Genomic DNA, 23,834 nt, shown 5'->3' on the forward strand with positions numbered 1-23,834 from the left:
CGCCCGTCGCGTGGCGGGATCCGTTCGCACCCCGGGGAGTGGGCCATGAGCGTGACGCGTAGGTACCGGGAAGCCTGGGAGGAGTTCTGGAGCGAGGCGTCCGCCGAGCCCGGGGCGGTGTTCTGGGACGCCGAACCGGTCCTGACGGTGGGCCCGCACCTCGCGCTGTTCGAACCGTACCTGGCCGATCCCGCGCTGCCGCTGGTGGACCTCGGCTGCGGCAACGGTACGCAGACCCGTTACCTCGCCGACCGCTTCCCGCACGTCCTGGGCGTCGACCTGTCCGCCGCGGCCCTCGACCACGCCCGGCGGGCCGACCCGGCGGGGCAGGCGGCCTACCGGCAGCTGGACGCCGCCGCGAAGGAGGAGACGCAGGCGCTGCACGCGGAGCTCGGCGACACCAACGTCTACCTGCGGGGCGTCCTGCACCAGTGCGAGCCCGACGACCGGCAGTCCCTGGCCGACGGGATCGCCACGCTGGTCGGCGAGCGCGGCCGCGCCTGTCTGGTGGAGCTGTCCGGCGCCGCCAAGCCGGTGCTGGCGGGCCTGGCGGGCGGTCCCGACGGTCCGCCGCCCAAGCTCGCGCCGGTGTTCCGGCACGGCATCGCGCCCGCAGAGGTGTCGGACGAGGCCGTGCCCGAGTATCTGCGCTCAGCCGGTCTGACCGTGCTGGCCAGTGGCCGACTGCCCTTGACGACCACGGAGTACCGCCCCGACGGCACGCGCATCGAGCTGCCGTCCACCTGGCTGGTGGCGGGGCGTACGGCCTGAGACAGGGGGTCGGGAGAGCCGGGCGCGGCGATGCGGTCTTACGGGTGACGGATTTGTCGGTGTACGGTCACCCTGCCCGGGTCCGTACACCTGCCTCGTCCCCACGGAGGACAGTCATGCCGATGCCCTGGTTACGGATGCTCGCCGCCTCAGCGGTGTCGACGGTATTGATCGGCGCGAGTGCCGTCACGACCGTCGCCGCACCGGACCATCGCGGAGTACGCGACAGCGTGCACACCGCCGGACGCGTCAAAGCCGCCGGGGACCTGCTCCAGTACAGCTGGCCCGGCGTCTACTTCGAGGGCCGGATCCGGGGCACCGGCGTGGGCGTCGTGCTCGACGACGCAGCCGCCGACTACGACGTCCAGGTCGACGGGGCCACCGTCGCGACCCTCGTCACGCCGGGGAGGACCACCCACTGGGTCAGGGGCCTGCGCGACGGCGTGCACACCGTCCGGCTCGTCAAGCGCAACGACACCCCGTGGAGCACCAGCTCCTTCGGCGGCTTCGTCGCCGCACCCGGCGGCGCCGTCCTGGCCCGGCCGGCCGCACGCAGCCGCCAGATCGAGTTCATCGGCGACTCCCTCACCGTCGGCTACGGCAACCTCTCCACCTCCCGCGACTGCGACGGCGAGCAGCTCAGGCGCACCACCGACACAGACGTGAGCTACGGCGCCCTCACCGCCCGGGGACTGGGTGCCGACTACCAGATCAACGCCTACTCGGGCCAGGGAATGGTGCGCAACTACAACGGCGGCTCCCCGGAGGTGAACTACCGCAGCTTCTACGACCGTGCGCTGCTGAACACGCCCGGCGACGTCTGGCAGAACCCCGGCACCTGGCGGCCACAGCTCGTCGTGGTCCACCTCGGCACGAACGACTTCTCCACTCCGGTCAACCCGGGCGAGCCGTGGACCGAGGCGAGCCTCGCCGCCGCCTACCGCAGTGCCTACAGCGGCTTCCTCGCGAAACTGCGGCAGCGCTACGGGGCCGCCACCACCATCCTGGCCGTGGGTACGGGTCCCTTCGCCGGCCATGTCGAACACGTCGTCCGGGAACGCAACGGCGCGGGCGACCGCCGGGTCCACTCCTGGCCGCTCGACACCACCGGCCTGGACTACGCCGGCTGCCACTGGCACTACTCGGCCCGCGACCACCGGCTCCTGGCCGATCGCCTCACCGCGTTCCTCGCCCACCTGCCGATCCGCTGGTGACCGGTTCGTAGCCCGCTCCGCCCGTAGCGCGTAACGTGACGAACCATGAACATCTCCGCCCCGGACGGCTCGTCATGAGAATCCTCATCAGCGCCGACATGGAAGGCGCCACCGGCGTCACCTGGCCCGACGACGTGGTGCCGGGTGCCTCCCAGTGGGAGCGCTGCCGCTCCCTGTTCACCTCCGACGTCAACGCCGCCGTTCTGGGATTCCACGACGGCGGCGCCGACGAGGTGATCATCAACGAGGCGCACTGGTCGATGCGCAACCTGCTGCTGGAGCAGCTCGACGACCGGGCGCAGCTGCTCACCGGCCGGCACAAGACCCTGTCCATGGTGGAGGGCGTGCAGCACGGCGACGTCGACGGCATCGCGTTCGTCGGCTACCACGCGGGCGCCGGCATGGAGGGCGTCCTCGCGCACACCTACCTCGCCAACTCCATCACGGGCGTGTGGCTGAACGACGCTCGGGCGAGCGAGGGGCTGCTCAACGCCCATGTCGTCGCGGAGTACGGCGTGCCGGTCGTGCTGGTCACGGGGGACGACGTCGCCTGCGAGGACGCGCTCGGGTACGCGCCCGAGGCGCTGAAGGTCGCGGTCAAGGACCACGTGTCGCGGTACGCGGCGGTGTGCCGGACGCCCGCGAGGACGGCGGCGGACATCCGGGCCGCCGCCAAGGAGGCCGCCACGCTGGCGGTGCGTCACGAACCCGTGCGGGGCGGCCCGTTCACCGTGGCCGTGGAGTTCGACGCCGAGCACCTGGCGATGGCCGCCACCGTCGTCCCGGGTGTGGAACGGATCGGGGAGCGCAAGGTGGCGTACACGAGCGGGACCATGTACGAGGGCATCCGCGCCTTCAAGGCGGTCACCACGATCGTCTCGGCCGCGGTGGAGGAGCAGTATGGCTGAGCAGGTGGACGAGCAGGCGCTGGACGAGGTCGTGACGTACACGTCCGACCTCATCCGGATCGACACCACCAACCGGGGCGGGGGCGACTGCCGGGAGCGGCCCGCCGCCGAGTACGCCGCCGCCCGGCTCGCCGACGCCGGGATCGAACCGACCCTGCTGGAGCGCACCGAGGGGCGGACCAACGTCGTCGCCCGCATCGAGGGCACCGACCCCTCGGCCGGTGCCCTGCTGCTCCACGGCCATCTGGACGTCGTGCCCGCGGCGGCCGCCGACTGGAGCGTGCACCCCTTCTCCGGGGAGATCCGCGACGGGGTCGTCTGGGGACGCGGCGCCGTCGACATGAAGAACATGGACGCGATGATCCTTGCCGTCGTGCGCGGCTGGGCACGGCAGGGTTTCCGGCCCCGCCGGGACGTCGTCGTCGCTTTCACGGCCGACGAGGAGGCCAGCGCCGAGGACGGCTCCGGATTCCTCGCCGACGAGCACCCCGCGCTGTTCGAGGGCTGTACCGAGGGCATCAGCGAGTCGGGCGCCTTCACCTTCCACGACGGAAACGGACGGCAGATCTACCCGATCGCGGCCGGGGAACGCGGCACGGCCTGGCTGAAGCTCACCGCCCGCGGGCGCGCCGGGCACGGCTCCAAGGTCAACCGGGACAACGCCGTGACGCGCCTCGCGGGCGCGATCGCCCGGATCGGCGCGCACGAGTGGCCGCTCAGGCTGACCCCGACGGTACGAGCCGCCCTCACCGAACTCGCCGCGCTCTACGGCATCGAGACCGACCTCACCGATGTGGACGCGCTGCTGGAGAAGCTCGGACCGGCCGCCGCGCTCGTCGAGCCGACCCTGCGCAACAGCGCCAACCCGACCATGCTGGACGCCGGTTACAAGGTCAACGTCATCCCCGGCGAGGCCGTGGCCCACGTGGACGGCCGGTACCTGCCCGGAGGCGAGGAGGAGTTCCGCACCACCCTCGACCGGCTCACCGGGCCGGACGTGGACTGGGAGTTCCACCACCGCGAGGTCGCCCTCGAAGCACCGGTGGACTCGGCGACGTACGCGGGCATGCGCGCCGCCGTCGAGGAGTTCGCGCCCGAGGGCCACGTCGTGCCGTTCTGCATGTCCGGCGGCACCGACGCCAAGCAGTTCTCCCGCCTCGGTATCACCGGCTACGGCTTCACCCCGCTGAAGCTGCCGGACGGCTACGACTACGCGGCGATGTTCCACGGGGTCGACGAGCGGGTACCGGTCGAGGCGCTGCACTTCGGTGTCCGCGTACTCGACCGGTTCCTGCGGACGGCCTAGGAGAGCGGGGGAGACGGTGCGGACGCTGGCCTACGGGGCGTGGCCCTCGCCCATCGACGCGGCCATGACCGCCGCGCACGACGGGCACCCGGAGTACGTGGGCTTCGTCGGCGACGAGGTGTGGTGGACCGAGCCGCGCCCCGCCGAGGGCGGCCGGCGCACCCTGGTGCGGCGGCACGCCGACGGCCGCGAGGAGTCGCTGCTGCCCGCGCCCTGGAACGTGCGCAGCCGGGTCATCGAGTACGGCGGCCACCCCTGGGCCGCGCTCGAGGGTGACGCCGGGCCGCTGGTGGTGTTCGTGAACTTCGCGGACCAGCGGCTGTACCGCTGCGCGCCGGGCGGTGAACCCCGCCCCCTCACCCCTGTGTCCCCGGTGGGCGGGGGACTGCGCTGGGCCGAGCCGCTGCCGCTGCCCGAACGGGGTGAGGTGTGGTGCGTGCTGGAGGAGTTCACCGGCGACGGGCCCAGCGACGTGCGCCGCGTCCTGGCCGCCGTCCCGCTGGACGGATCCGCCGCCGAGGACCGGGGCGCCGTACGCGAACTCACCGACGGCCGGCACCGGTTCGTGACCGGGCCGAAGCTCTCGCCCGACGGGCTCCGTGCCGCCTGGCTCGCCTGGGACCATCCGCGCATGCCGTGGGACGGCACCGAACTGCTCCTCGCCGATGTCGCACCCGACGGCACCCTCAGCGGCGCCCGGGCCGTGGCCGGCGGGCCCGGTGAGTCGATCGCCCAGGCCGACTGGACCCGCGACGGCCGCCTGCTGCACGCGAGCGACCGCACCGGCTGGTGGAACCTCTACCTCGACGGGCAGCCGCTGTGCCCGCGCGAGGAGGAGTTCGGCGGTGCGCTGTGGAAGCTGGGTTCGAGATGGTTCACCCCGATGGAGAGCGGTCTGATCGCCGTCGTGCACGGCCGGGGCGCCACCGCCCTCGGCGTACTGGACCCCGAGACCGGCGAGGTCGTCGACGCCGCCGGACCCTGGACCGAGTTCGCCCCCACCCTCGCCGCCCACGGCGAACGGGTCGTCGCCGTCGGCGCCAGCCCGCGCAGCGCCTACGAGGTCGTCGAGCTGGACGCCCGCACCGGCCGGGCCCGGGTCGTCGGAGCCGAGCACGACGACGCCGTCGATCCCGCGTACTACCCCGAGCCGCAGATCCGCACCTTCACCGGCCCGGACGGGCGCGACATCCACGCGCACATCTACCCGCCGCACCACCCCGGCTGCGTCGCGCCCGGTGACGAACTGCCGCCCTACGTCGTCTGGGCGCACGGCGGGCCCACCGGCCGGGCGCCGCTCGTGCTCGACCTGGAGATCGCCTACTTCACCTCGCGCGGCATCGGCGTCGCCGAGGTGAACTACGGCGGCTCCACCGGATACGGCCGCCCCTACCGGGAGCGGCTGCGCGAGCAGTGGGGCGTGGTGGACGTCGAGGACTGCGCCGCGGTCGCCCTGGCCCTCGCCGGCGAGGGCACCGCCGACCGGGCCCGGCTCGCCGTGCGGGGCGGCAGCGCGGGCGGCTGGACCGCGGCCGCCTCGCTCACCACCACCGGCGTCTACGCCTGCGGCACCATCAAGTACCCCATCCTGGATCTGGCCGGCTGGGGGACGGGGGAGACCCACGATTTCGAGTCGCGGTACCTGGAGAGCCTGATCGGGCCGCTCGCCGACGTCCCCGCCCGGTACGCGGAGCGCTCGCCCGCCGCCCACGCCGACCGTCTCACCGTGCCGTTCCTGCTGCTCCAGGGTCTGGACGACGTGATCTGCCCGCCCGTGCAGTGCGAGCGGTTCCTGGCCCGGCTGACGGGCCGGAGGGTGCCGCACGCCTACCTCACCTTCGCGGGGGAGGGGCACGGATTCCGCAGGGCGGAGACCATGGTGCGCGCACTGGAGGCCGAACTCTCCCTCTACGCCCAGGTGTTCCGCCTGGACCCGCCCGGAGTCCCGACCCTGGAGCTCGCCGAGTGAACCCCCTGGTACGACCGCCCCGGCTCGCCCCCGGCGCCCGCGTCGCCGTCGTCGCGCCGAGCGGGCCCGTGCCCGAGGAGCGGCTCCAGGCCGGACTCGACATCCTGCGCGCCTGGGACCTCGACCCCGTGGTGGCACCCCACGCGCTCGCCCGGCACGCAGCGCTGGGCTACCTGGCCGGCACGGACGAGCAGCGTGCCGCCGACCTCCAGGACGCGTGGTGCGATCCGTCCGTGGCGGCCGTGCTGTGTGCCCGCGGCGGATACGGGGCGCAGCGCATGGTCGACCTGCTCGACTGGGAGGCGATGCGGGCGGCGGGCCCGAAGGTGTTCGCCGGGTTCAGTGACATCACCGTCCTGCACCAGGCGTTCGCCACCCGTCTGGGCCTGGCCACCCTGTACGGGCCCGCTGCCGCCGGCGTCGACTTCCTCAAGAGCGCCCGGGCCCAGGATCATCTGCGGGCCACCCTCTTCGAGCCGGAGGCCGTGCAGGTCATCACGGCCGTCCCCCCGGGCGGCACCGCACTCGTACCGGGCCGCGCCCGGGGCGTCACGCTCGGCGGCTGCCTCAGTCTGCTCGCGAGCGACCTCGGCACCCCCCACGCCCACCCCGGGGCACGGGGCGGGCTGCTGCTGATGGAGGACGTCGGCGAGAGCCCGTACCGCCTGGACCGCTACCTGACCCAACTCCTGCGCACCGGCTGGCTCGACGGCGTCGCCGGCATCGTCCTCGGTTCCTGGGCGGGATGCGGACCGTACGGGGAACTGCGCGCGGTCCTCGCCGACCGGCTCGGCGGTCTGGGTGTCCCGGTCCTGGAGGAGTTCGGGTTCGGGCACGGCGTGGGCGCGCTGACCATGCCCCTCGGGGTGAGGGCCGAACTGGACGCCACGTCGGGCACGTTGACGCTTCAGGAACCGGCCTGCAGCTGAGGGCAAGCGCTCCTGAAATACCGTCAAGAACCCTCGTTTCGGTGATTGACGGCTCCTGACACGTGTCACACCATGACACTCGGCCGGTACCTACTGGTCGGTATCCGGGTTGCCCTCACCGTGGAGGTCCGAGTGTTCCGACGCGTGCCCAGAACCCGCGCACCCCTCGCTCTCGCTCTGGGCGCCGCCCTGGCCGTGCCCCTCGCCCTCACCCCGCCGTCGGCCGCGGCCGACGCCTACACCGTCACGCCGCTGAACTTCACCGTGCGGGCGGGCGGCCGCGCCTGCACAATCGACGCCGACCTGTACCGTCCCGCCGGCGTGGACCGCGACCACCCGGCGCCCGCCGTGCTCGGCACGAACGGCTTCGGCGGCAGCAAGACGGACGGCTCGACGGACGCCGTCGGCAAGGCATTCGCCCGGCGCGGCTACGTCTCGCTCGTCTACTCCGGGCTCGGCTTCGGCCGCAGCGGGTGCCTCATCTCCCTCGACGACCCGGACATCGACGGCGCCGCCGCCTCGCGCCTGGTCGACTTCCTGGGCGGCACCCGCGCCGCCGACGACGGCACCACCGCCGACTTCGTCACCCGTGACGCACCCGGCGACCCACGCGTCGGCATGATCGGCGGCTCCTACGGCGGCGCCCTCCAGCTCGCGACGGCCGCCGTCGACCACCGCCTCGACGCGCTCGTCCCGATGATCACCTGGAACGACCTGGCGTACGCACTCGCCCCCAACAACGCCGTCGGCGGCCGGGACGTGCCCGGGGCCTTCAAGTGGCAGTGGACGAACGGCTTCTACCTCATCGGCGAGGGCCAGCCGCTGCTCCAGCCCGCTCTCGATCCCTCCCGCATCAACTCCCTGGCCTGCCTGCACTTCGTCACCGAGGCCTGCCGGACCGTCCACACACTCAACACCGGGCGCTACCCGGCCGGCCGGACCGCCGAGCTGCTCGCCTACGCGCGCCGCGTCTCCCCCGTGTCCTACCTCGACCGCGTCGACACGCCGACCCTGCTGGTCCAGGGGCAGGCCGACACCCTGTTCAACCTCAACGAGGCGACGGCGACGTACCGGACGCTGAAGGCCCGGGGCACACCCGTCAAGATGATCTGGCAGTCCTGGGGGCACAGCAGCGGTCGCAGCGGCCCGGACGCCGGAGAGCTCGACCTGACCAAGGGCAACCTGGAGACCAGCTACGTCGGCCGGCGCGTCCTCGCCTGGTTCGAGCGGCACCTGCGCAACCGCCCCGACGCCGACACGGGGCCGGCGTTCGCCTACCGCCGCGACTGGATCACCGACCCGGACCGCGCCTACGCCACGGCCGAGCACCTCCCGCCCCTCAGCAGCACGCTGTACCTCTCCGGCGACGGCAAGCTCGTCGACGAGCGCGGCAAGGTGGCCGGTGGCAGCCGCGGCTACACCAACCGGCTGATCCCCACCAGCCATTCGGACAGCTCGATCGCCGCGATCATCGGGTTGCCGGACGCACCGCCGAGCGACGCCGAAGGCACCTACCTCGGCTGGACGAGCGCGCCGCTGGAACGCCCCCTCGACGTCGTCGGCGCACCCCGGGCCACCCTCGAGGTCGTCTCCCCGAAGGCCGAGCGCACCCAGAACAGCTCCGACGCGGCCGACAAGCTCGTCCTGTTCGCCAAGCTCTACGACGTCGCCCCCGACGGCACCCAGACCCTGGTGCGCCGTCTGGTCTCACCCGTGCGCGTCCCGGACGTCACCCGGAGCTTCACCGTCACCCTGCCCGGCATCGTGCACCGGTACGACAGAGGGCACCGGCTGCGGTTCGTGATCGCCGCGAGCGACGACGCGTACTTCGGCAACCGGGGCGTCAAGCCGGTGACCGTGGTCAGCGGGCCGCGCGGCACCGGGGTGCTGCGGCTTCCGGTCGCCGGCTCCTGACGCTCCGACTGGGGACACCCGGGCAGCGCGGTTACTGTGGCGGGGTGCCGCACCACGCATCCCGCCACCTCGCCGAAGGCCCCCGGGTGGGCATACGCCCCTTCACCCACGAGGACGCCGCCGAGTTCACCGCACGCGCCCGGGAGAGCAAGGACCTGCACCACCCGTGGCTCTTCCCGCCCACCACGGCACAGGCGTACACCGCCTATGCGGGCCGGCTGATCGAGGACCCCACCAAGGCCGGCTTCCTGGTCTGCGAGACGAACGGCGGGGCCATCGGCGGCTTCATCAACATCAACAACATCGTCGAGGGCGGCTTCCAGTCCGGGGCGCTGGGCTACGGCGCCTTCGCGCACGCCGCCGGGCGGGGGCTGATGCGCGAAGGGCTGGACCTCGTCGTGGGTTACGCGTTCGGCCCGATGCGGCTGCACCGGCTGGAGATCAACGTCCAGCCGGGGAACGCCGCGTCGATCGCCCTGGCCCGTGGCTGCGGCTTCCGCCTGGAGGGCTTCTCGCCGAAGATGCTCTTCGTCGACGGGGCCTGGCGCGACCACGAACGCTGGGCGATCACCGCCGAGATGATCAGCGGGCCCGGCCGGCGCCGAGGCGCCGGTGGCGCTCAGACGTGACGGTCCACGTACTCGTAGACCGATCCGTCCGGATGCAGGGCGATCAGGTTGCGGCCCGCCGGTGAGGCGATCGGCCCCGCGACGATGTGAGCACCCAGCTCGGTCAGCACCTTGTGGGTCTCGTCCACGTCCGTCACAGCGATCGTCGCGGCGACCTTGCGCAGCACCTCCAGTTCGGCCGGGGGCCCGCTCATCAGCAGGAAGCAGCCGACCGCCGCGACCTGGACACCTCCCCGCTCGAAGCGCTGGGCTCTGCCGCCCGCCAGTCGCTCGTAGAAGGGGATCGCGGTCTCGAGGTCGTCGACGCAGACGCGCAGTGTGGCACCCAGAATCTCCATGCGGCTGAGCCTAGTGCCGTGGCAGGCAACGTTCGCACGGGGCGAACGTTGCCTGCCACGGCACTAGTTACGCGCAGGGGGCGGAGGGTACCCGGCCGGGTATGAAGCCGTTGGATCACCTGGAGCATCTGGACAAGCACCTCGTCGACGAGCTGGCACAGGTGGCGCGCGAGACGGTACGGGAGGAGCTGCGCGAGCAGACGCGCAAGCAGCGCCGCAAGGCCGCCCTGTACGCCGCGTCCGGCGCGCTCGCCCTGTACGCGGGTGCGGCCCTCGCGCTCGCCGTGGGGCTGGCCCTCGCCCTCGGCCTGCCCGACTGGGCCGCCGCGCTGATCACCGCCGTGATCCTGGGCGCCCTCGCCTATGTGCTGCGCGGTATGGCGCGGCCGTCCGGTCCGGGCGCGGGACACGCTGCCGGGGCGGCGCCGCGCCGGGACGGCGCCCGCCGGAGCGCGGCCGAAGCGGTCGGCGGTATGCCGTATCCGCCGGTGCCGCCCACCCCGCCCGCCGCCCCGGGCCCCGTGCCCCCGCGGCCGGCGGGCGACCCGGACGTACCCCACCGCGGGGTGTGATGCCGGGTGCGCACACCAGGAGCATCGCACCGGCGCGGCCGCGTGGTCGTGGTGACCGGAGCCAGCGGCGGTGTCGGCCGGGCCACGGTCCGGGCCTTCGCCGCACGCGGCGACAGGGTCGCCCTGCTCGCCCGCGGACGTGAGGGACTCGCCGCCGCGGCGGACGAGGTGGAACGCGCCGGGGGCGAGGCACTCGTCGTCCCGGTGGACGTCTCCGACGCCAAGGCCGTCGACGACGCCGCCCAGCAGGTCGTCGATGCCTACGGGCACATCGACGTCTGGGTCAACAACGCCTTCACCGGGGTGTTCGCATCGTTCACCGACATCGCCCCTGACGAGTTTCGGCGCGTGACCGAAGTGACGTACCTGGGCTACGTGTTCGGCACCCGTGCCGCTCTGCGCCACATGCTGCCGCGCGACCGCGGAACGATCGTGCAGGTCGGCTCCGCACTCGCCTACCGGGGCATCCCGCTGCAGTCGGCGTACTGCGGGGCCAAGCACGCGATCCAGGGGTTCAACGAGTCGCTGCGCTGCGAACTGCTGCACGCCCGCAGCGGGGTACGGACCACGATGGTGCAGCTGCCGGGGCTCAACACCCCCCAGTTCGACTGGGTCCTGAACCGGATGCCCGGGCGTGCCCGGCCGGTGGCGCCCGTGTACCAGCCGGAGGTCGCGGCCCGGGCCATCGTGCACGCGTCGTCGCACGCACGGCGCCGGGAGTACTGGGTGGGCGGCTCGACCGCGGCCACACTCCTGGCCAACGCGGTGGTCCCCGGGCTGCTCGACCGCTACCTGGCCCGCACCAACGTGGACGCGCAGCAGGAGGACGGCCCGTCCGAGGGGCCCGCGAACCTGTGGTCCCCGGCGGACGGGCCGCACGGGCGGGACTTCGGCGCGCACGGGCGCTTCGACGACGAGTCGACGGACGACAGCCCCCAGCAGTGGCTGTCGCGAAACCGGGGCTGGATGGGCGCGGCCCTCACCACGGCGGCGGCCGCCCTGGCCGTACGCAAGCTGGCCGACGGGGTTCGACGCCAGGCCTGACAGGCCCGTGTGGCTGCCTCGTCCGGCCGGGGGACTGGTGAACCCTTGCGTGAAAAACCGGGAGCCGCAGCGTTCCGGAGAAGGACACCGTCCCTTTAGCATGGTTTCGCGACCTCTGCCGGGCCTGCGGCAGCGTCATGCCGCAGCCACCTGCCGGCTCAGCCGGCACATGCGGAGGTGTGCCATGCCCGATGACCGCGAAATCCGTCACTGCGCCGTCGGCGCCGAGATCGCCGAGACCCTGGCCACCGCTCGGGTATGGCTGCGGGATGCCGCCTGCCTGGGAGAGGATCCGGAGCTCTTCTTCCCGCTGGTGGAGCGGGAGTCCGATGCCCAGGTCGCCCGGGCCCGCGCGGTGTGCCGTCGGTGCCGCGTCCTGCTCGCCTGTCGTGCCTGGGCCGTGGAGCAGGGCGAGGACGCCGGTATCTGGGGGGCGACCACAGCGCGGCAGCGGCGCGCCATCAGTCGTGAAAGCGCGGCGGCACCGGCAGATGATCGGCGTCGCAGGACGCCGCGAGAGCCGCATACGGTCACCAATTCGCAACAGACGGCGCGGAACTGAATGCGATCAGGCAACCGTGGCTGAATATGGTCTCTCATGCGGACGCGGCGTCATGACCGCTGCCACCACAACGGGGGACATATCGTGATGATCGAACGTCGCTACAGACCGATCGCGTTCCGGACGCTCGCTCTGGGCGCCTGCGTGGCCGGACTCGTGGCGCTCACCGGCTGCTCCCCGGCCTCCCGGAGCTCGGGCGGCACGGGTACGTCGGCCGTCACATCCTCGCCGGTCAAGGGCGAGAAGAATACCGACGGAACCGCATCCCCTCAGGCGCTGCCCGCCGACAAGGTCTCACCTTCGGCGGACGGCAAGGCGTCCCCACTCCCGGTACCGGCGGGGACGCCCGCTGCGCCGGCCTCCGGGCCGGGGGCATCCGCGGGCGCCGGTGGTGCGGACGACGGCTGCGATCACAAGATGCCGATCTCGCCCGACGAGATCGCCGTGTACCGGTACACACCCGAGGGCGGCTCCCTGAGTCTGATCTTCCGACACGGCAACTGGGGCTGCGGCAGCCCGGATTCCGACGGAGCGCCGTTCGAGACGGTCGGCAAGGAGACCTACCTGCCCATGGACCAGGCCGCGTACGTCACGGTCACCGACCCCATCGTGGCGAGCACCGAGAATCAGCCCATCGGCGTGCAGGAGTTTCTCGACTGGCTGGAAGCGCACCCCGACAGCGGCCTGGTCTTCCACTACCACCTGGGTACGGACGGAGCCATCGACCGTCTCGAGCAGGTCTTCACCCCCTGAGCCCACGCGGGCGCACCTCTCCGCCGCGAGCGCCTCCACCCGTCGCCGCCAAGCCGGGTCAGACGGTCTGCTGGAGCTGCGGCAGCACCTTCGTGCGGTAGAAGTCGAAGAAGCCGCGCAGGTCCGGGCCGATCTGGTTGACGTAGACCCGGTCGAAGCCCGCGTCGGCGAACTGCTTCAGCTCCGCCACGTGCTCGTCCACGTCGTCACCGCACACCCGGTTCTCCCGCACCATGTCCTCCGTGACGAGCTGCTGCGCCTGCTCGAAGTGCTTGGGAGAGGGCAGCACCTGGCCCAGTTCGCCCGGCAGCTGCTCGTTCGCCCAGAGCCGGTGGACGGTTCGGACGGCCTCCTCCTTGTCCGTGCCGTAGCAGACCTTGGTGCCGCCGCTGACCAGCTTTCCACCGCCCCCGCCCTTGCGGTACTGCTCCACCATCGTCTCGTCCGGCATGACCGAGATGTAGCCGTCGCCGACGCGGGAGGCGAGCTGGGTCGCGGCGGGACCGAAGCCGGAGATGTCGATCGGGATCGGCTCGTCCGGGACGGTGTACAGGCGGGCGTTCTCGACGGTGTAGTGCGGACCGTGGTGGTTGACCTCCTCGCCGGTGAACAGGCGGCGCATCACCTGGATGGCCTCCTCCAGCATGTCCAGCCGGACGTGCGCCGGGGGCCAGTGGTCACCCAGGATGTGTTCGTTGAGCGCCTCACCGGAGCCGACCCCGAGCCGGAAGCGGTTGTTCGTCATCACCGCGCTGGTCGCCGCGGCGTGCGCCACCACCGCCGGGTGCATACGAACGGTCGGGCAGGTCACCGCCGTCTCGATCGGCAGGGACACCGCCTCGGACAGCGCGCCGATCACCGACCACACGAACGGGCTCTGGCCCTGCTCGTCGTTCCAGGGGTGGTAGTGGTCGGAGATCCACAGCGCCTGGAACCCGGCCTGCTCGGCCATCCGCGCCTGCTCGATCAGCTCGGCGGGTCCGTACTGCTCGCACGAGAGGAAGTATCCGTACTCGGGCATAAGGAGGTGCCTCCGCAACGTCGGCGGTCCGTATCCCGCACCGGGTTACCCGAGCCGGGGGCCGGAAACCGGCGTCGTCCGGGCGGGCGGGCCCCGCCGACGTTTGGGTGCCCTGGCCAGGGGGACGCGGAAGGCTCCCGAGCTACGCGACAGCGCCGGAGGCGAGCGACCGTGAGTCGACCCCGCATCCTGATCGTCGGTGCCGGCTTCGCCGGGTACCGCACGGCCCGCACCCTGTCCCGGCTCACCCGGGGCCGGGCCCACATCACCCTGCTCAACCCGACCGACTACTTCCTGTACCTGCCCCTGCTGCCCCAGGTCGCCGCCGGTGTCCTGGAGCCGCGCCGGGTGACGGTCTCCCTCTCCGACTCGCTGCCGCACGTACGGCTGGTGCTGGGCGAGGCCGACCGCATCGACCTCGACGACCGCACGCTGCACTACACCGGCCCCGAGGGGGAGGGCGGCACCCTCGCCTACGACCGGCTGGTGCTCGCCGCGGGCAGTGTCAACAAGCTGCTGCCCGTTCCCGGCGTCGCCGAGCACGCGCACGGCTTCCGGGGGCTGCCCGAGGCGCTGTACCTGCGCGACCACGTGACGCGGCAGGTGGAGCTCGCTGCCTCCTCCGACGAACCGGAGACCTGCGCCGCCCGATGCACCTTCGTCGTGGTCGGAGCGGGGTACACCGGCACCGAGGTCGCCGCGCACGGGCAGATGTTCACCGACGCGCAGGTGCGCAAGCACCCGCTGCGGCAGGGCATGCGACCGCGCTGGATGCTGCTGGACGTGGCGCCGCGGGTACTGCCCGAGATGGACGGGAAGCTGTCCGCCACCGCCGACCGGGTGCTGCGGCAGCGGGGCGTGGACGTGCGGATGGGGACGTCCGTGAAGGAGGCCACGCACGACGGGGTCCTGCTGACCGACGGCGAGTTCGTCGCGACCCGGACGCTGGTGTGGTGCGTGGGCGTACGCCCCGACCCGCTGGTCGAGTCCCTGGGGCTTCCGATGGAGAAGGGGCGGCTGCTGGTCGACCCGCACCTGCGGGTGCCCGGGCGGCCGGAGTTGTTCGCGTGCGGTGACGTGGCCGCGGTACCCGATCCGGAGAACCCGGGGAGCTACACGCCGATGACAGCGCAGCACGCCTGGCGGCACGGGAAGGTCGCGGCGGAGAACGTCGCCGCATCGCTCGGTCTCGGCGGTGCGCGCAAGCCCTATCGCCATCGTGACCTGGGCTTCGTCGTCGACCTGGGCGGGGCGAAGGCCGCCGCCAATCCGCTCGGCGTGCCCCTGTCCGGCGTACCGGCGGGCGCGGTGACACGGGGCTACCATCTCGCCGCGATGCCCGGAAACCGCGTCCGGGTCGCGGCGGACTGGCTGCTGGACGCCGTACTGCCGCGCCAGGCCGTGCAGTTGGGCCTCGTACGGTCCTGGTCGGTGCCGCTCGACACCTCCTCGCCCGAAGTGGCCCGGGTGGCGGGCGGGCCCGGGCAGCGGCAGGAGGCGAGCGCCCGGTCCGGGCCGGGGGCGGCGCTCGCGGCCGACATGGACGACGGGGGGAGCGGCCAGGGCCGGTACCGGCCCCCCGAAGAGCCCGCGAAGGGGCAGCCCGGATCCGGGGCGACGCAGGTACGGCCCGGATCCGGGGCCGCGCGGCCGAACGCCCAGCCGCGCTTCGAGTCGGAGACGGCGAAGGGCCGCCCGACCGTGGACGGCCCCGGCCCAGGGCACGCTCGGCCGCTCACCGAACCCGAGACGGCCAAGGGCCGCCCGGCTGCGCGGGCACCGCGGGCCGCCGGTGAGCCCGCGAAGAACCAGCCGGGCGGTGAGCCCGCGAAGAACCAGCCGGGCGGCGAGCCCGCGAGGAACCAGCCGGGTGGTGAGCCCGCGAGGAACCAGCCGGGCGGTGAGCCCGCGAGGAACCAGCCGGGCGGCGAGCCCGCGAGGAACCAGCCCGAACCGGGGCAGCCACCTCCGGCTCCCCACCCCGCACCCGGCCCGGTCAAGCGAACCGACGTCCCGGACGACCCGGACGACTCCACGAAAGGAGACTCATGAACACCGGTGAACTCACCGACCTCGGACAGCAGCTGCGGGTGGACAGTGTCCGTGCCGCCGCCGCGGCGGGCTCCGGGCACCCGACGTCCTCGATGTCCGCGGCCGACCTGATGGCCGTCCTGCTCGCGCACCACCTCCGCTACGACTTCGACCGCCCCGCCCACCCTGGCAACGACCGCTTCGTCCTCTCCAAGGGCCACGCCTCCCCGCTGCTGTACTCCGCGTACAAGGCGGCCGGAGCCATCGACGACGAAGAACTGCTCACCTTCCGCAAGCTGGGCAGCCGCCTCGAAGGGCACCCCACCCCGCAGCGCCTGCCCTGGGTCGAGACGGCCACCGGCTCGCTCGGGCAGGGCCTGCCCGTCGGGGTCGGCATCGCGCTGGCCGGCAAGCGGCTCGACCGCACCGGCTACCGCACCTGGGTGCTGTGCGGTGACAGCGAGCTGGCCGAGGGCTCCGTGTGGGAGGCCGCCGAGCACGCCGGGTACGAGCACCTGGACAACCTCACCGTGATCGTCGACGTCAACCGGCTCGGCCAGCGCGGCCCCACCCGGCACGGCCACGATCTGGACGCCTACGCCCGGCGTTTCCAGGCCTTCGACTGGCACACCATCGAGGTCGACGGCCACGACGTGGACGCCGTCGACCGGGCCTACGCCGAGGCCGCCTCCACCAGGGGCCAGCCCACCGCGATCCTCGCCCGCACCCTCAAGGGCAAGGGTGTCGAGGGCGTCCAGGACCGCGAGGGCCTGCACGGCAAGCCGCTTCCGGAGGCAGAGGATGCGATCACCGAGCTCGGCGGCCCGCGCGACATCCGCGTCCGGGTGCAGGAGCCGCCCGCCGCCCGCATGCTGCACTCCGTGCACACCGGCGACGTCGAACTCCCGAGGTGGGACAAGGGCGAGGAGGTCGCCACCCGCAACGCCTTCGGTGAGGCGCTCGCCGCCCTCGGCACCGGCCGCGGTGACATCGTCGCCCTGGACGGCGAGGTCGGCGACTCCACCCGCGCCGAGTTCTTCGCCAAGGAGCACCCCGACCGTTACTTCGAGTGCTACATCGCCGAGCAGCAGCTGGTCGCCTCGGCCGTCGGCCTCGCCTCCCGCGGCTGGGTGCCGTACGCCGCCACCTTCGCGGCCTTCCTCACCCGCGCGTACGACTTCATCAGGATGGCGTCCGTCAGCGGCTCCGGCATCAATCTCGTCGGCTCCCACGCGGGCGTCGCGATCGGCCAGGACGGCCCCAGCCAGATGGGCCTGGAGGACCTGGCGATGATGCGGGCGGTGCACGGCTCGACCGTGCTGTACCCGTGCGACGCCAACCAGACCGCACGGCTCGTCGGCGCGATGGCCGGCCTGGAGGGCGTCCGCTACCTGCGCACCTCGCGCGGCGAGAGCCCGGTGATCTACGGCCCGGACGAGGATTTCCCGGTCGGCGGCAGCAAGGTGCTGCGTTCCTCCGCCCAGGACCGGCTGACCCTCGTCGCGGCGGGCGTCACCGTGCACGAGGCGCTGGCCGCCGCCGAGGCCCTGGAGCAGGAGGGGATCGCCGTGCGGGTGATCGACCTGTACTCCGTGAAGCCCGTCGACCGGGCCACCCTGCGCCGGGCCGCCGAGGAGACCGGCTGCCTGGTGACCGTGGAGGACCACCACCCCGAGGGCGGCCTCGGGGACGCGGTCCTCGACGCCTTCACCGACGGGCGCCCCGTGCCGCGCCTGGTGCGGCTCGGCGTACGCACCATGCCCGGCTCGGCCTCCCCGGAGGAGCAGCTGCGCGCCTCGGGCATCGACGCGGAGTCCATCGCGGCGGCCGGGCGGCTGCTGGTGGAGGAGGCGGTCGTGCGGTGAGCGGCGCCGACGGCACGCGCAGGGTGCGGGCGGGCCGCCGCACGGTGGAGGTGCACCGGCCGGACAAGGTGCTCTTCCCGGGCGGCGGCGACGCCAAGGAGTACACCAAGGGCGACCTGGTGGACTACCACCGGGCCGTCGCGCCCTTCATGCTGCCGCACCTGCGCGGGCGCCCCCTGATGCTGGAGCGGCACCCGGACGGCATCGACGGCCCGACGTTCATGCAGAAGAACACCCCGGAGCACTACCCGGAGTGGATCCCCCGGACCGAGGTGGCCAAGGAGGGCGGCACCGTCCGCCACGCCGTCTGCGACGACACGGCCACCCTGCTGTACCTGGCCGACCAGGCGAGCATCACCCTGCACCGCTGGCTGTCCCGCGCCGACGCCGTCGACCACCCCGACCGGCTGGTCTTCGACCTCGACCCCTCAGGGGACGACTTCGAGGCCGTACGCGAAGCCGCCCGGCTGCTCGGTGAGCTGCTGGACGAGCTGGAACTGCCCTCGGCCCTGATGACCACCGGCTCGCGTGGGCTGCACGTCATCGTGGCGCTGAACGGCCGGCACGACTTCGACGAGGTGCGCGCCTTCGCCCGGGACGTCGCCGGCACCCTCGCGGACGCGCACCCCGACCGGCTCACCACCGCGGCCCGCAAGAAGGAACGCGGCGAGCGGCTCTACCTCGACATCCAGCGCAACGCCTACGCCCAGACCGCCGTCGCGCCCTACACGGTCCGGCCCCGCCCGGGCGCGCCGGTGGCCACCCCCATCACCTGGGACCAGCTGGACGACCCGGAGCTGCACGCCCGCCGCTGGACCATCGCCGACGCCGTCGAGCAGGCCCGCACCGACCCCTGGTCAGGCCTGCTGAACCGCGGCCGGGCGCTCGGACCGGCCCGACGGCGACTGGACGCCCTGCGCCGCTGAGGCCCCCGGGAACGTCCCGGCGATCTCCCGGTGGGTGTCAGATGCATGCGCCTGTAGAGGTTTGGCGAACACTCTTGCGGCCACACGGAGGGGGAGGTGGCCATGTCGAACACAAAGAACACGCAAGAGTCACAGGGTTCACAGAAGTCTCAGGACTCCCAGAATTCCGGCAAGACGAACGACAACCGCAAGGCGGACAGCCGGCCGAAGCCCATGGAGGTGCTGCGTCAGGCGCGCGGCCAGCTCGCGGAGCTCACCGGCATGGAGGCCGAGTCCGTGTCGTCCTTCGAGCAGACGGAGGAGGGCTGGGCGCTGGAGGTCGAGGTCCTCGAACTCGAGCGCGTACCCGACACGATGAGCCTGATGGCGAGCTACCAGGTGGAGCTCGACGCAGAGGGGCAGCTCACGGGCTACCGGCGTGTCCGCCGCTACGAACGAGGTCGGTCCGACGCGCGCAGGCCCGGCGGCCGCTAGGCCGCCCGAGCGGACCCGCACCCACACACGAGGAGGAACATCCGGCATGACTGTCGTACCGGCACAGCAGTCCGGCGGCGGAGGCGGCAGCAGCGGTCTCTACGACGTGCTCGAACTCGTCCTGGACAGGGGGCTCGTGATCGACGCGTTCGTCCGTGTGTCCCTGGTCGGCATCGAGATTCTCAAGATCGACGTACGCGTCGTCGTCGCCAGCGTCGACACCTATCTGCGCTTCGCCGAGGCGTGCAACCGGCTCGACCTGGAGGCCGGGCCGCGCAAGGACCCGGGGCTGCCCGACCTGGTCGGCGAGATCACCGAGTCCGGTGCCCGCGGCAAGTCCAAGGGGGCGCTGTCCGGCGCCGCCGAGACGATCTCCGACGCCTTCAAGCAGGCGCGCAGCGAGAGCGAGACCGAGTCGCGTCCGCGGGCCCGCAAGAGCACGTCGTCCCGCCGTAAGGAGGAGCAGGAGTGAGCACCTACGTCTACGGCATCGCGGCGAGCTCCCACCCCGCCCTGCCCCAGGGCATGGGCGGCGTCGGCGACCCGCCCCGCGAGGTGCGCATCCTGCGGGAGGGCGACCTGGCGGCCGTCGTCAGCGAGGCGCCCGAGGGGCTGCGGCCCAAGCGCAAGGACCTGCTCGCCCACCAGAACGTGCTCAGTGAAGCCGGGGCGGCCGGTTGTGTGCTGCCCATGAGGTTCGGCAGCGTCGCCCCGGACGACAACGCCATCACGGCGGTGCTGGCCGAGCGCGCCGAGCACTACAAGGAGCGGCTGCAGGCCCTGGACAACCGGGTCGAGTACAACGTCAAGGCCAATCACGTCGAAGAGGCCGTCCTGCATCAGGTGATGGCCGAGAGCCCCGACATCCGCGGGCTCGCGGAGGCCAACCGGCAGGCGGGCGGCGGTAGTTACGACGACAAGATCAGGCTCGGCGAGCTGGTCGCCGCGGCGGTCAAGGCCAAGGAGGCCGACGACGGCGCGGCGGTGCAGCGCGCGCTGGAGCCGGCCGCCGACGACGTGAGCACGGGCCCCGAGTCGACCGGCTGGCTGGCGAACGTGTCGTTCCTGGTGAACCGGGAGTCGGCGGATGCCTTCCTGGCCGCGGTCGAGCAGCTCCGCAAGGACATGCCGCACCTGGAGGTGCGGGTCAACGGACCGCTGCCGCCGTACAGCTTCGTCGAGCCCGGCCCGGCCGAGCCCGCGGGCACCGCGGTGAGTGGCACGGACACCGGAGCGGGGTGACGACGTGGGCCTGATCTCGGAGGTGCTGCTGCTGCCGCTCGCACCGGCACGCGGCAGCGCCTGGGCCATCAGACAGGTACTCCAGGAGGCGGAGCGTATCTACTACGACCCGGCCACGGTACGCGCCGAACTGGGCCGCTTGGAGGAGCAGCTGGAGGCCGGAGAGATCACGGAAGAGGAGTTCGACCGCCTCGAGGACGAACTCCTCGACCGGCTGGAGATCGCTTCGCGCAGGAGCGCGGGAACAGGCAACGGGACATCACAATGAACCGAATGGGACTGGGCCTCGCGGTGGGGGCCGGATATCTCCTGGGACGTACCAAGAAGCTGAAGATGGCGGTCGCCGTCGGTGGCCTGGTCGCCGGGAAGAAGCTGAATCTGAGTCCGCGCATGGTCGCCGAGCTTCTCCAGCAGCAGCTGCGGAACAACCCGCAGTTCAAGGAGATCGGGGACCAGCTGCGCGAGGACCTGCGCGGCGTGGGCAAGGCTGCCTCCGGCGCCATGGTCGAACGGCAGCTCGACGCCCTGTCCGACCGGCTGCACGGCCGGACCGCCCAGATGCGCGACCAGCTGACGGGCGCGGTGCCCGGCGGCCGTGAGGACGACGAGGCGGACGACGAGTACGAGGACGAGGAGCCCGAGGGCGACGAGGCGGACGAGTCCGGCGAGCCCAGGGACGAGGAGGGAGCCGAGGACTCAGGGCCGCAGGAGGACGAGGAGCCGGAGCCGGCAGCGAAGAAGGCCCCGGCCAAGAGGCCGTCCGCGAAGAAGACGGCCAAGAAGACCGCGAAGAAGGCCCCCGCCAAGAAGGCCGCCGCCAAGAAGGCGCCCGCGAAGAAGACGGCGGCCAAGAAGACCACGGCCGCCAGGAAGGCGACCTCCGGGAGCAGGGGCGGCAGCGCCCGGTCCCGGCTGCCGAAGGGAGGCGGTGAGGGATGAGCGAGACACTCGGATCGGCGAAGTCCGCCGCCAACGGAGCGGCGAAGAACCCGCTCACCGACCTGGCCCACAGCGAGGCCGCGGACCGGCTCAAGGCCGAGCTGCAGGAGTACCTCGCCGCCCAGGCCACCCGCATGCTGACGGGTGTCGGCCGCAAGCTCGGCGAGACCACCGGCAAGCTGAACGACATCGCCGAGGGCAACAGCCCCGGCTTCGCCAAACTCGCCCTGGACGGCGGTCGCAAGATGGCCGAGGGCAAGGGGCCGCTGCGCTCGGCGGTCGAAATGGGCGGCTCACGCCTCAAGGACAAGGTCACCGGCGCCGTCAAGAACCTGGGCGGCGGCGGCAAGGGCAAGAAGGGCAAGGGCCGTTCCGGCAACAAGCCCACGGTCATCATCGAGCACATCGACGTCGGCGTGCCGCTGCGCACGGCGTACGACCAGTGGACGAAGTACCAGGACTTCAGCACCTTCGCGAAGGGTGTCAAGAGCGCGAGCCGCGACGACGACACCCACTCCGACTGGCAGGCGAAGATCTGGTGGTCCAATCGCAGCTGGAAGGCGAAGACGACCGAGCAGATCCCCGACGACCGCATCGCCTGGACCTCCGAGGGAGCCAAGGGCACCACGAAGGGCGTCGTCTCCTTCCACCGGCTCACCGACAACCTCACCCGCGTCCTGCTCGTCATCGAGTACTACCCCTCCGGTTTCTTCGAGAAGACCGGCAACATCTGGCGTGCCCAGGGCCGCCGGGCCCGGCTCGACCTCAAGAACTTCGTCCGCTTCATCACGATCAAGGGCGAGGCGGAGGACGGCTGGCGCGGCGAGATCCGCGACGGCGAGGTCGTCACCAGCCATGAGGACGCCCTCGCCGAGGAGGAGTCCGAGGAGGGCTCCGAGGAGGAGCGCCCCGAGGACGAGGACGAGGACGCCGAGGCCGAGTACGACGAAGAGGAGCCGGAAGAGGAGGACGAGGAGGGAGAGCCGGAAGGCGAGTACGAGGACGACTCCGAGGCCGAGTACGACGATGAGGACGAGGAGGAGCCCGAGGGCGAGGAGGAGCCCGAAGGGGAGTACGAGGACGACGAGTACGAGGACGAGGACGAGGAAGTCGAGGCGGGGAGCCGGCGATGACGACGCCCAGCAGGATGCCCGAGCCCTACGGTCAGGGAAGCAGTGCCAACCTCGCCGACATCCTCGAACGGGTGCTGGACAAGGGCATCGTCATTGCGGGCGACATCCGGATCAATCTGCTCGACATCGAACTCCTCACCATCAAACTGCGGTTGATCGTCGCCTCGGTCGACAAGGCGAAGGAGATGGGCATCGACTGGTGGGAGACCGACCCGGCTCTGAGCTCACGGGCCCGCCGGGACGAACTGACCCGTGAGAACGCCGAGTTGCGCGAGAGGCTGGCCCGGCTGGAGGAACTGGAGCCCGGCCGCGCGGAGAAGAAGGAGGCACCGTGACCGGACTGCGGTACGTCTACGCCGTCTGCCGCCCCTTCGGCACACCCCTCCAGGCCCAGCTGACCGGGGTCGCGGGTGATCCACCCAGAGCACTCACTCACCACGGCCTGGTGGCCGTGGTGAGCCACGTGCCGGAGCGGGACTTCGCCGAAGAGCCGCTCCGGCGCCATCTGGAGGACCTGGACTGGCTCACCGAGACGGCCCGCGCCCACCAGGGCGTCATCGACGCGCTCACCACCGTCACCACCCCGCTGCCGCTGCGTCTCGGCACCGTCTTCCACGACGACAGCGGCGTGCGGATGATGATCGAGGCCCGCGAGGAGGACTTCCGGCGCACCCTGGACCGGCTGGAAGGCCGTGTGGAGTGGGGCGTCAAGGTCTACGCGGAGTCCGAGCCGCAGGAAGGCGCCCGGTCCTCGCAGAAGCCCGCGTCGGGCCGGGACTATCTGCGGCAGCGGCGCATGCAGACCAGGTCCCACGAAGAAATGTGGCAGAAAGCCGAGGCCTTCTCCACCCGGCTGCACGAGGAGCTCTCCGCATTCGCGGAGGATTCCCGGATGCATCCCCCGCAGAACGCCGCGCTTTCCAAGGCGACCGGGCGGAACGTGCTGAACGCCGCCTATCTCGTTCCGCGAGCGCATTCCGAGGAATTCGTGGAACTGGTGGACCGCACGAAGGGGGAGGTGCCCGGAATGCGCATCGAACTCACCGGCCCCTGGGCGGCCTATTCGTTCGCCGGGGAGGCCACATGAACGGGGAGAATCCGTGACCGTAGTGGAACGCCGTGAGGTCGCCCTCGTGGACCTGCTCGACCGGCTGCTCGCCGGCGGCGTCGTGATCACGGGGGACATCACGCTGCGCATCGCCGACGTCGATCTCGTCCGCATCGACCTCAACGCGCTCATCAGCTCGGTGAACGCCCAGGTTCCCTCACCGTTCGAGGAGTTGCTGTGACCGCC

At 72.2% G+C, this 23,834-nt stretch carries 26 protein-coding genes; 24 read left to right on the top strand and 2 right to left on the bottom strand.

All coding sequences use genetic code 11. The annotated features are described in order from the left end of the window. Window positions 1-45: 45 nt before the first annotated feature. The 8 genes from ADK65_RS28140 to ADK65_RS28175 all read left to right on the top strand — a co-directional run bounded on the left by ADK65_RS28140 (window position 46) and on the right by ADK65_RS28175 (window position 9,640). Window positions 46-771: a class I SAM-dependent methyltransferase gene (locus ADK65_RS28140; protein WP_053673794.1), complete on the top strand. Its 726-nt coding sequence runs from the start codon at window positions 46-48 to the stop codon at window positions 769-771. A 122-nt stretch (window positions 772-893) separates the two neighbouring features. After that, window positions 894-1,985: an SGNH/GDSL hydrolase family protein gene (locus ADK65_RS28145; protein ID WP_234352979.1), complete on the top strand. Its 1,092-nt coding sequence runs from the start codon at window positions 894-896 to the stop codon at window positions 1,983-1,985. Window positions 1,986-2,059: 74 nt separating this feature from the next. Next, the gene (locus tag ADK65_RS28150) at window positions 2,060-2,893 is read left to right on the top strand and encodes a M55 family metallopeptidase (protein WP_053673796.1); all 834 of its coding nucleotides are present in this window, start codon (window positions 2,060-2,062) and stop codon (window positions 2,891-2,893) included. Next, the gene (locus ADK65_RS28155) at window positions 2,886-4,199 is read left to right on the top strand and encodes a M20/M25/M40 family metallo-hydrolase (RefSeq protein WP_053673797.1); all 1,314 of its coding nucleotides are present in this window, start codon (window positions 2,886-2,888) and stop codon (window positions 4,197-4,199) included. The genes ADK65_RS28150 and ADK65_RS28155 overlap by 8 nt, the downstream gene beginning before the upstream one ends. Window positions 4,200-4,263: 64 nt before the next feature. Then, window positions 4,264-6,168 carry a S9 family peptidase gene (locus ADK65_RS28160; protein ID WP_078956180.1) on the top strand — a complete coding sequence of 635 codons (1,905 nt, stop codon included), beginning with the start codon at window positions 4,264-4,266 and terminating at the stop codon, window positions 6,166-6,168. Beyond that, window positions 6,165-7,097, top strand: coding sequence for a S66 peptidase family protein (locus tag ADK65_RS28165; RefSeq protein ID WP_107092402.1), 933 nt, complete (start codon window positions 6,165-6,167; stop codon window positions 7,095-7,097). The genes ADK65_RS28160 and ADK65_RS28165 overlap by 4 nt, the downstream gene beginning before the upstream one ends. A 72-nt stretch (window positions 7,098-7,169) precedes the next feature. Next, window positions 7,170-9,011, top strand: coding sequence for a CocE/NonD family hydrolase (locus tag ADK65_RS28170; RefSeq protein ID WP_078956176.1), 1,842 nt, complete (start codon window positions 7,170-7,172; stop codon window positions 9,009-9,011). Window positions 9,012-9,055: 44 nt separating this feature from the next. Further along, on the top strand, window positions 9,056-9,640 hold the full coding sequence (locus ADK65_RS28175) for a GNAT family N-acetyltransferase (RefSeq protein ID WP_053673799.1): 585 nt from the start codon (window positions 9,056-9,058) through the stop codon (window positions 9,638-9,640). On the opposite strand, the gene ADK65_RS28180 is transcribed toward ADK65_RS28175, so the two are convergent. Further along, window positions 9,631-9,978 (bottom strand): VOC family protein, encoded by a 348-nt coding sequence (locus tag ADK65_RS28180; protein WP_053673800.1) that lies wholly within the window; start codon window positions 9,976-9,978, stop codon window positions 9,631-9,633. The two genes, ADK65_RS28175 and ADK65_RS28180, sit on opposite strands and share 10 nt — an antisense overlap. A 101-nt stretch (window positions 9,979-10,079) precedes the next feature. On the opposite strand from ADK65_RS28180, the gene ADK65_RS28185 reads away from it, so the two are divergent. From ADK65_RS28185 to ADK65_RS28200, 4 genes are all read left to right on the top strand, one after another. Beyond that, window positions 10,080-10,550 (top strand): phage holin family protein, encoded by a 471-nt coding sequence (locus ADK65_RS28185; RefSeq protein WP_053673801.1) that lies wholly within the window; start codon window positions 10,080-10,082, stop codon window positions 10,548-10,550. Between the two features lie 6 nt (window positions 10,551-10,556). Further along, a complete protein-coding gene (locus ADK65_RS28190; RefSeq protein ID WP_053673802.1) occupies window positions 10,557-11,594 on the top strand; it encodes an SDR family oxidoreductase in 1,038 nt (345 codons plus the stop codon). Window positions 11,595-11,778: 184 nt separating this feature from the next. Further along, entirely contained in the window at window positions 11,779-12,156 is a 378-nt protein-coding gene (locus ADK65_RS28195) for a WhiB family transcriptional regulator (protein ID WP_078956177.1), read from the top strand. Between the two features lie 87 nt (window positions 12,157-12,243). Continuing rightward, window positions 12,244-12,909 carry a hypothetical protein gene (locus tag ADK65_RS28200; protein ID WP_053673803.1) on the top strand — a complete coding sequence of 222 codons (666 nt, stop codon included), beginning with the start codon at window positions 12,244-12,246 and terminating at the stop codon, window positions 12,907-12,909. A gap of 58 nt (window positions 12,910-12,967) precedes the next feature. Here ADK65_RS28200 and ADK65_RS28205 read toward each other — a convergent pair whose 3' ends face one another. Then, window positions 12,968-13,930, bottom strand: coding sequence for a TIGR03557 family F420-dependent LLM class oxidoreductase (locus ADK65_RS28205; RefSeq protein ID WP_053673804.1), 963 nt, complete (start codon window positions 13,928-13,930; stop codon window positions 12,968-12,970). Window positions 13,931-14,101: 171 nt separating this feature from the next. Here ADK65_RS28205 and ADK65_RS28210 point away from each other — a divergent pair, with 171 nt between their 5' ends. The 12 genes from ADK65_RS28210 to ADK65_RS28265 all read left to right on the top strand — a co-directional run bounded on the left by ADK65_RS28210 (window position 14,102) and on the right by ADK65_RS28265 (window position 23,829). Further along, window positions 14,102-15,982: an NAD(P)/FAD-dependent oxidoreductase gene (locus tag ADK65_RS28210; RefSeq protein ID WP_053673805.1), complete on the top strand. Its 1,881-nt coding sequence runs from the start codon at window positions 14,102-14,104 to the stop codon at window positions 15,980-15,982. Then, on the top strand, window positions 15,979-17,826 hold the full coding sequence (locus ADK65_RS28215; RefSeq protein ID WP_053673806.1) for a transketolase: 1,848 nt from the start codon (window positions 15,979-15,981) through the stop codon (window positions 17,824-17,826). The genes ADK65_RS28210 and ADK65_RS28215 overlap by 4 nt, the downstream gene beginning before the upstream one ends. Further along, window positions 17,823-18,752 (top strand): non-homologous end-joining DNA ligase, encoded by a 930-nt coding sequence (gene ligD / locus ADK65_RS28220; RefSeq protein WP_053673807.1) that lies wholly within the window; start codon window positions 17,823-17,825, stop codon window positions 18,750-18,752. Before ADK65_RS28215 ends, ligD begins: the two co-directional genes overlap by 4 nt. A 102-nt stretch (window positions 18,753-18,854) precedes the next feature. After that, window positions 18,855-19,226: a gas vesicle protein gene (locus ADK65_RS28225; protein WP_078956178.1), complete on the top strand. Its 372-nt coding sequence runs from the start codon at window positions 18,855-18,857 to the stop codon at window positions 19,224-19,226. Between the two features lie 46 nt (window positions 19,227-19,272). Further along, on the top strand, window positions 19,273-19,698 hold the full coding sequence (locus tag ADK65_RS28230) for a gas vesicle structural protein GvpA (RefSeq protein ID WP_053673808.1): 426 nt from the start codon (window positions 19,273-19,275) through the stop codon (window positions 19,696-19,698). Beyond that, entirely contained in the window at window positions 19,695-20,468 is a 774-nt protein-coding gene (locus ADK65_RS28235; RefSeq protein WP_053673809.1) for a GvpL/GvpF family gas vesicle protein, read from the top strand. Before ADK65_RS28230 ends, ADK65_RS28235 begins: the two co-directional genes overlap by 4 nt. 4 nt (window positions 20,469-20,472) lie before the next feature. Beyond that, the gene (locus ADK65_RS28240; RefSeq protein ID WP_053673810.1) at window positions 20,473-20,736 is read left to right on the top strand and encodes a gas vesicle protein GvpG; all 264 of its coding nucleotides are present in this window, start codon (window positions 20,473-20,475) and stop codon (window positions 20,734-20,736) included. Further along, on the top strand, window positions 20,733-21,407 hold the full coding sequence (locus ADK65_RS28245) for a hypothetical protein (protein ID WP_053673811.1): 675 nt from the start codon (window positions 20,733-20,735) through the stop codon (window positions 21,405-21,407). Before ADK65_RS28240 ends, ADK65_RS28245 begins: the two co-directional genes overlap by 4 nt. After that, window positions 21,404-22,540 (top strand): SRPBCC family protein, encoded by a 1,137-nt coding sequence (locus ADK65_RS28250; RefSeq protein ID WP_053673812.1) that lies wholly within the window; start codon window positions 21,404-21,406, stop codon window positions 22,538-22,540. Before ADK65_RS28245 ends, ADK65_RS28250 begins: the two co-directional genes overlap by 4 nt. Further along, the gene (locus tag ADK65_RS28255) at window positions 22,537-22,875 is read left to right on the top strand and encodes a gas vesicle protein (protein ID WP_053673813.1); all 339 of its coding nucleotides are present in this window, start codon (window positions 22,537-22,539) and stop codon (window positions 22,873-22,875) included. The genes ADK65_RS28250 and ADK65_RS28255 overlap by 4 nt, the downstream gene beginning before the upstream one ends. Then, window positions 22,872-23,627: a GvpL/GvpF family gas vesicle protein gene (locus ADK65_RS28260; RefSeq protein WP_053673814.1), complete on the top strand. Its 756-nt coding sequence runs from the start codon at window positions 22,872-22,874 to the stop codon at window positions 23,625-23,627. The genes ADK65_RS28255 and ADK65_RS28260 overlap by 4 nt, the downstream gene beginning before the upstream one ends. A gap of 13 nt (window positions 23,628-23,640) precedes the next feature. Next, a complete protein-coding gene (locus ADK65_RS28265; RefSeq protein ID WP_003994122.1) occupies window positions 23,641-23,829 on the top strand; it encodes a gas vesicle protein in 189 nt (62 codons plus the stop codon). Window positions 23,830-23,834: the final 5 nt, after the last annotated feature.

Source organism: Streptomyces sp. NRRL B-1140, from assembly GCF_001280065.1.
In the GTDB taxonomy this organism is placed as follows: Bacteria; Actinomycetota; Actinomycetes; order Streptomycetales; family Streptomycetaceae; genus Streptomyces.

Excerpts from the sequence above, each read along its gene's own strand:
- ADK65_RS28140 (WP_053673794.1), top strand. The coding sequence starts at position 46 with ATGAGCGTGACGCGTAGGTACCGGGAAGCCTGGGAGGAGTTCTGGAGC.
- ADK65_RS28145 (WP_234352979.1), top strand. The coding sequence starts at position 894 with ATGCCCTGGTTACGGATGCTCGCCGCCTCAGCGGTGTCGACGGTATTG.
- ADK65_RS28150 (WP_053673796.1), top strand. The coding sequence starts at position 2,060 with ATGAGAATCCTCATCAGCGCCGACATGGAAGGCGCCACCGGCGTCACC.
- ADK65_RS28155 (WP_053673797.1), top strand. The coding sequence starts at position 2,886 with ATGGCTGAGCAGGTGGACGAGCAGGCGCTGGACGAGGTCGTGACGTAC.
- ADK65_RS28160 (WP_078956180.1), top strand. The coding sequence starts at position 4,264 with ATGACCGCCGCGCACGACGGGCACCCGGAGTACGTGGGCTTCGTCGGC.
- ADK65_RS28170 (WP_078956176.1), top strand. The coding sequence starts at position 7,170 with ATGACACTCGGCCGGTACCTACTGGTCGGTATCCGGGTTGCCCTCACC.
- ADK65_RS28180 (WP_053673800.1), bottom strand. The coding sequence starts at position 9,978 with ATGGAGATTCTGGGTGCCACACTGCGCGTCTGCGTCGACGACCTCGAG.
- ADK65_RS28185 (WP_053673801.1), top strand. The coding sequence starts at position 10,080 with ATGAAGCCGTTGGATCACCTGGAGCATCTGGACAAGCACCTCGTCGAC.
- ADK65_RS28195 (WP_078956177.1), top strand. The coding sequence starts at position 11,779 with ATGCCCGATGACCGCGAAATCCGTCACTGCGCCGTCGGCGCCGAGATC.
- ADK65_RS28200 (WP_053673803.1), top strand. The coding sequence starts at position 12,244 with ATGATCGAACGTCGCTACAGACCGATCGCGTTCCGGACGCTCGCTCTG.
- ADK65_RS28205 (WP_053673804.1), bottom strand. The coding sequence starts at position 13,930 with ATGCCCGAGTACGGATACTTCCTCTCGTGCGAGCAGTACGGACCCGCC.
- ADK65_RS28215 (WP_053673806.1), top strand. The coding sequence starts at position 15,979 with ATGAACACCGGTGAACTCACCGACCTCGGACAGCAGCTGCGGGTGGAC.
- ADK65_RS28225 (WP_078956178.1), top strand. The coding sequence starts at position 18,855 with ATGTCGAACACAAAGAACACGCAAGAGTCACAGGGTTCACAGAAGTCT.
- ADK65_RS28230 (WP_053673808.1), top strand. The coding sequence starts at position 19,273 with ATGACTGTCGTACCGGCACAGCAGTCCGGCGGCGGAGGCGGCAGCAGC.
- ADK65_RS28245 (WP_053673811.1), top strand. The coding sequence starts at position 20,733 with ATGAACCGAATGGGACTGGGCCTCGCGGTGGGGGCCGGATATCTCCTG.
- ADK65_RS28250 (WP_053673812.1), top strand. The coding sequence starts at position 21,404 with ATGAGCGAGACACTCGGATCGGCGAAGTCCGCCGCCAACGGAGCGGCG.
- ADK65_RS28255 (WP_053673813.1), top strand. The coding sequence starts at position 22,537 with ATGACGACGCCCAGCAGGATGCCCGAGCCCTACGGTCAGGGAAGCAGT.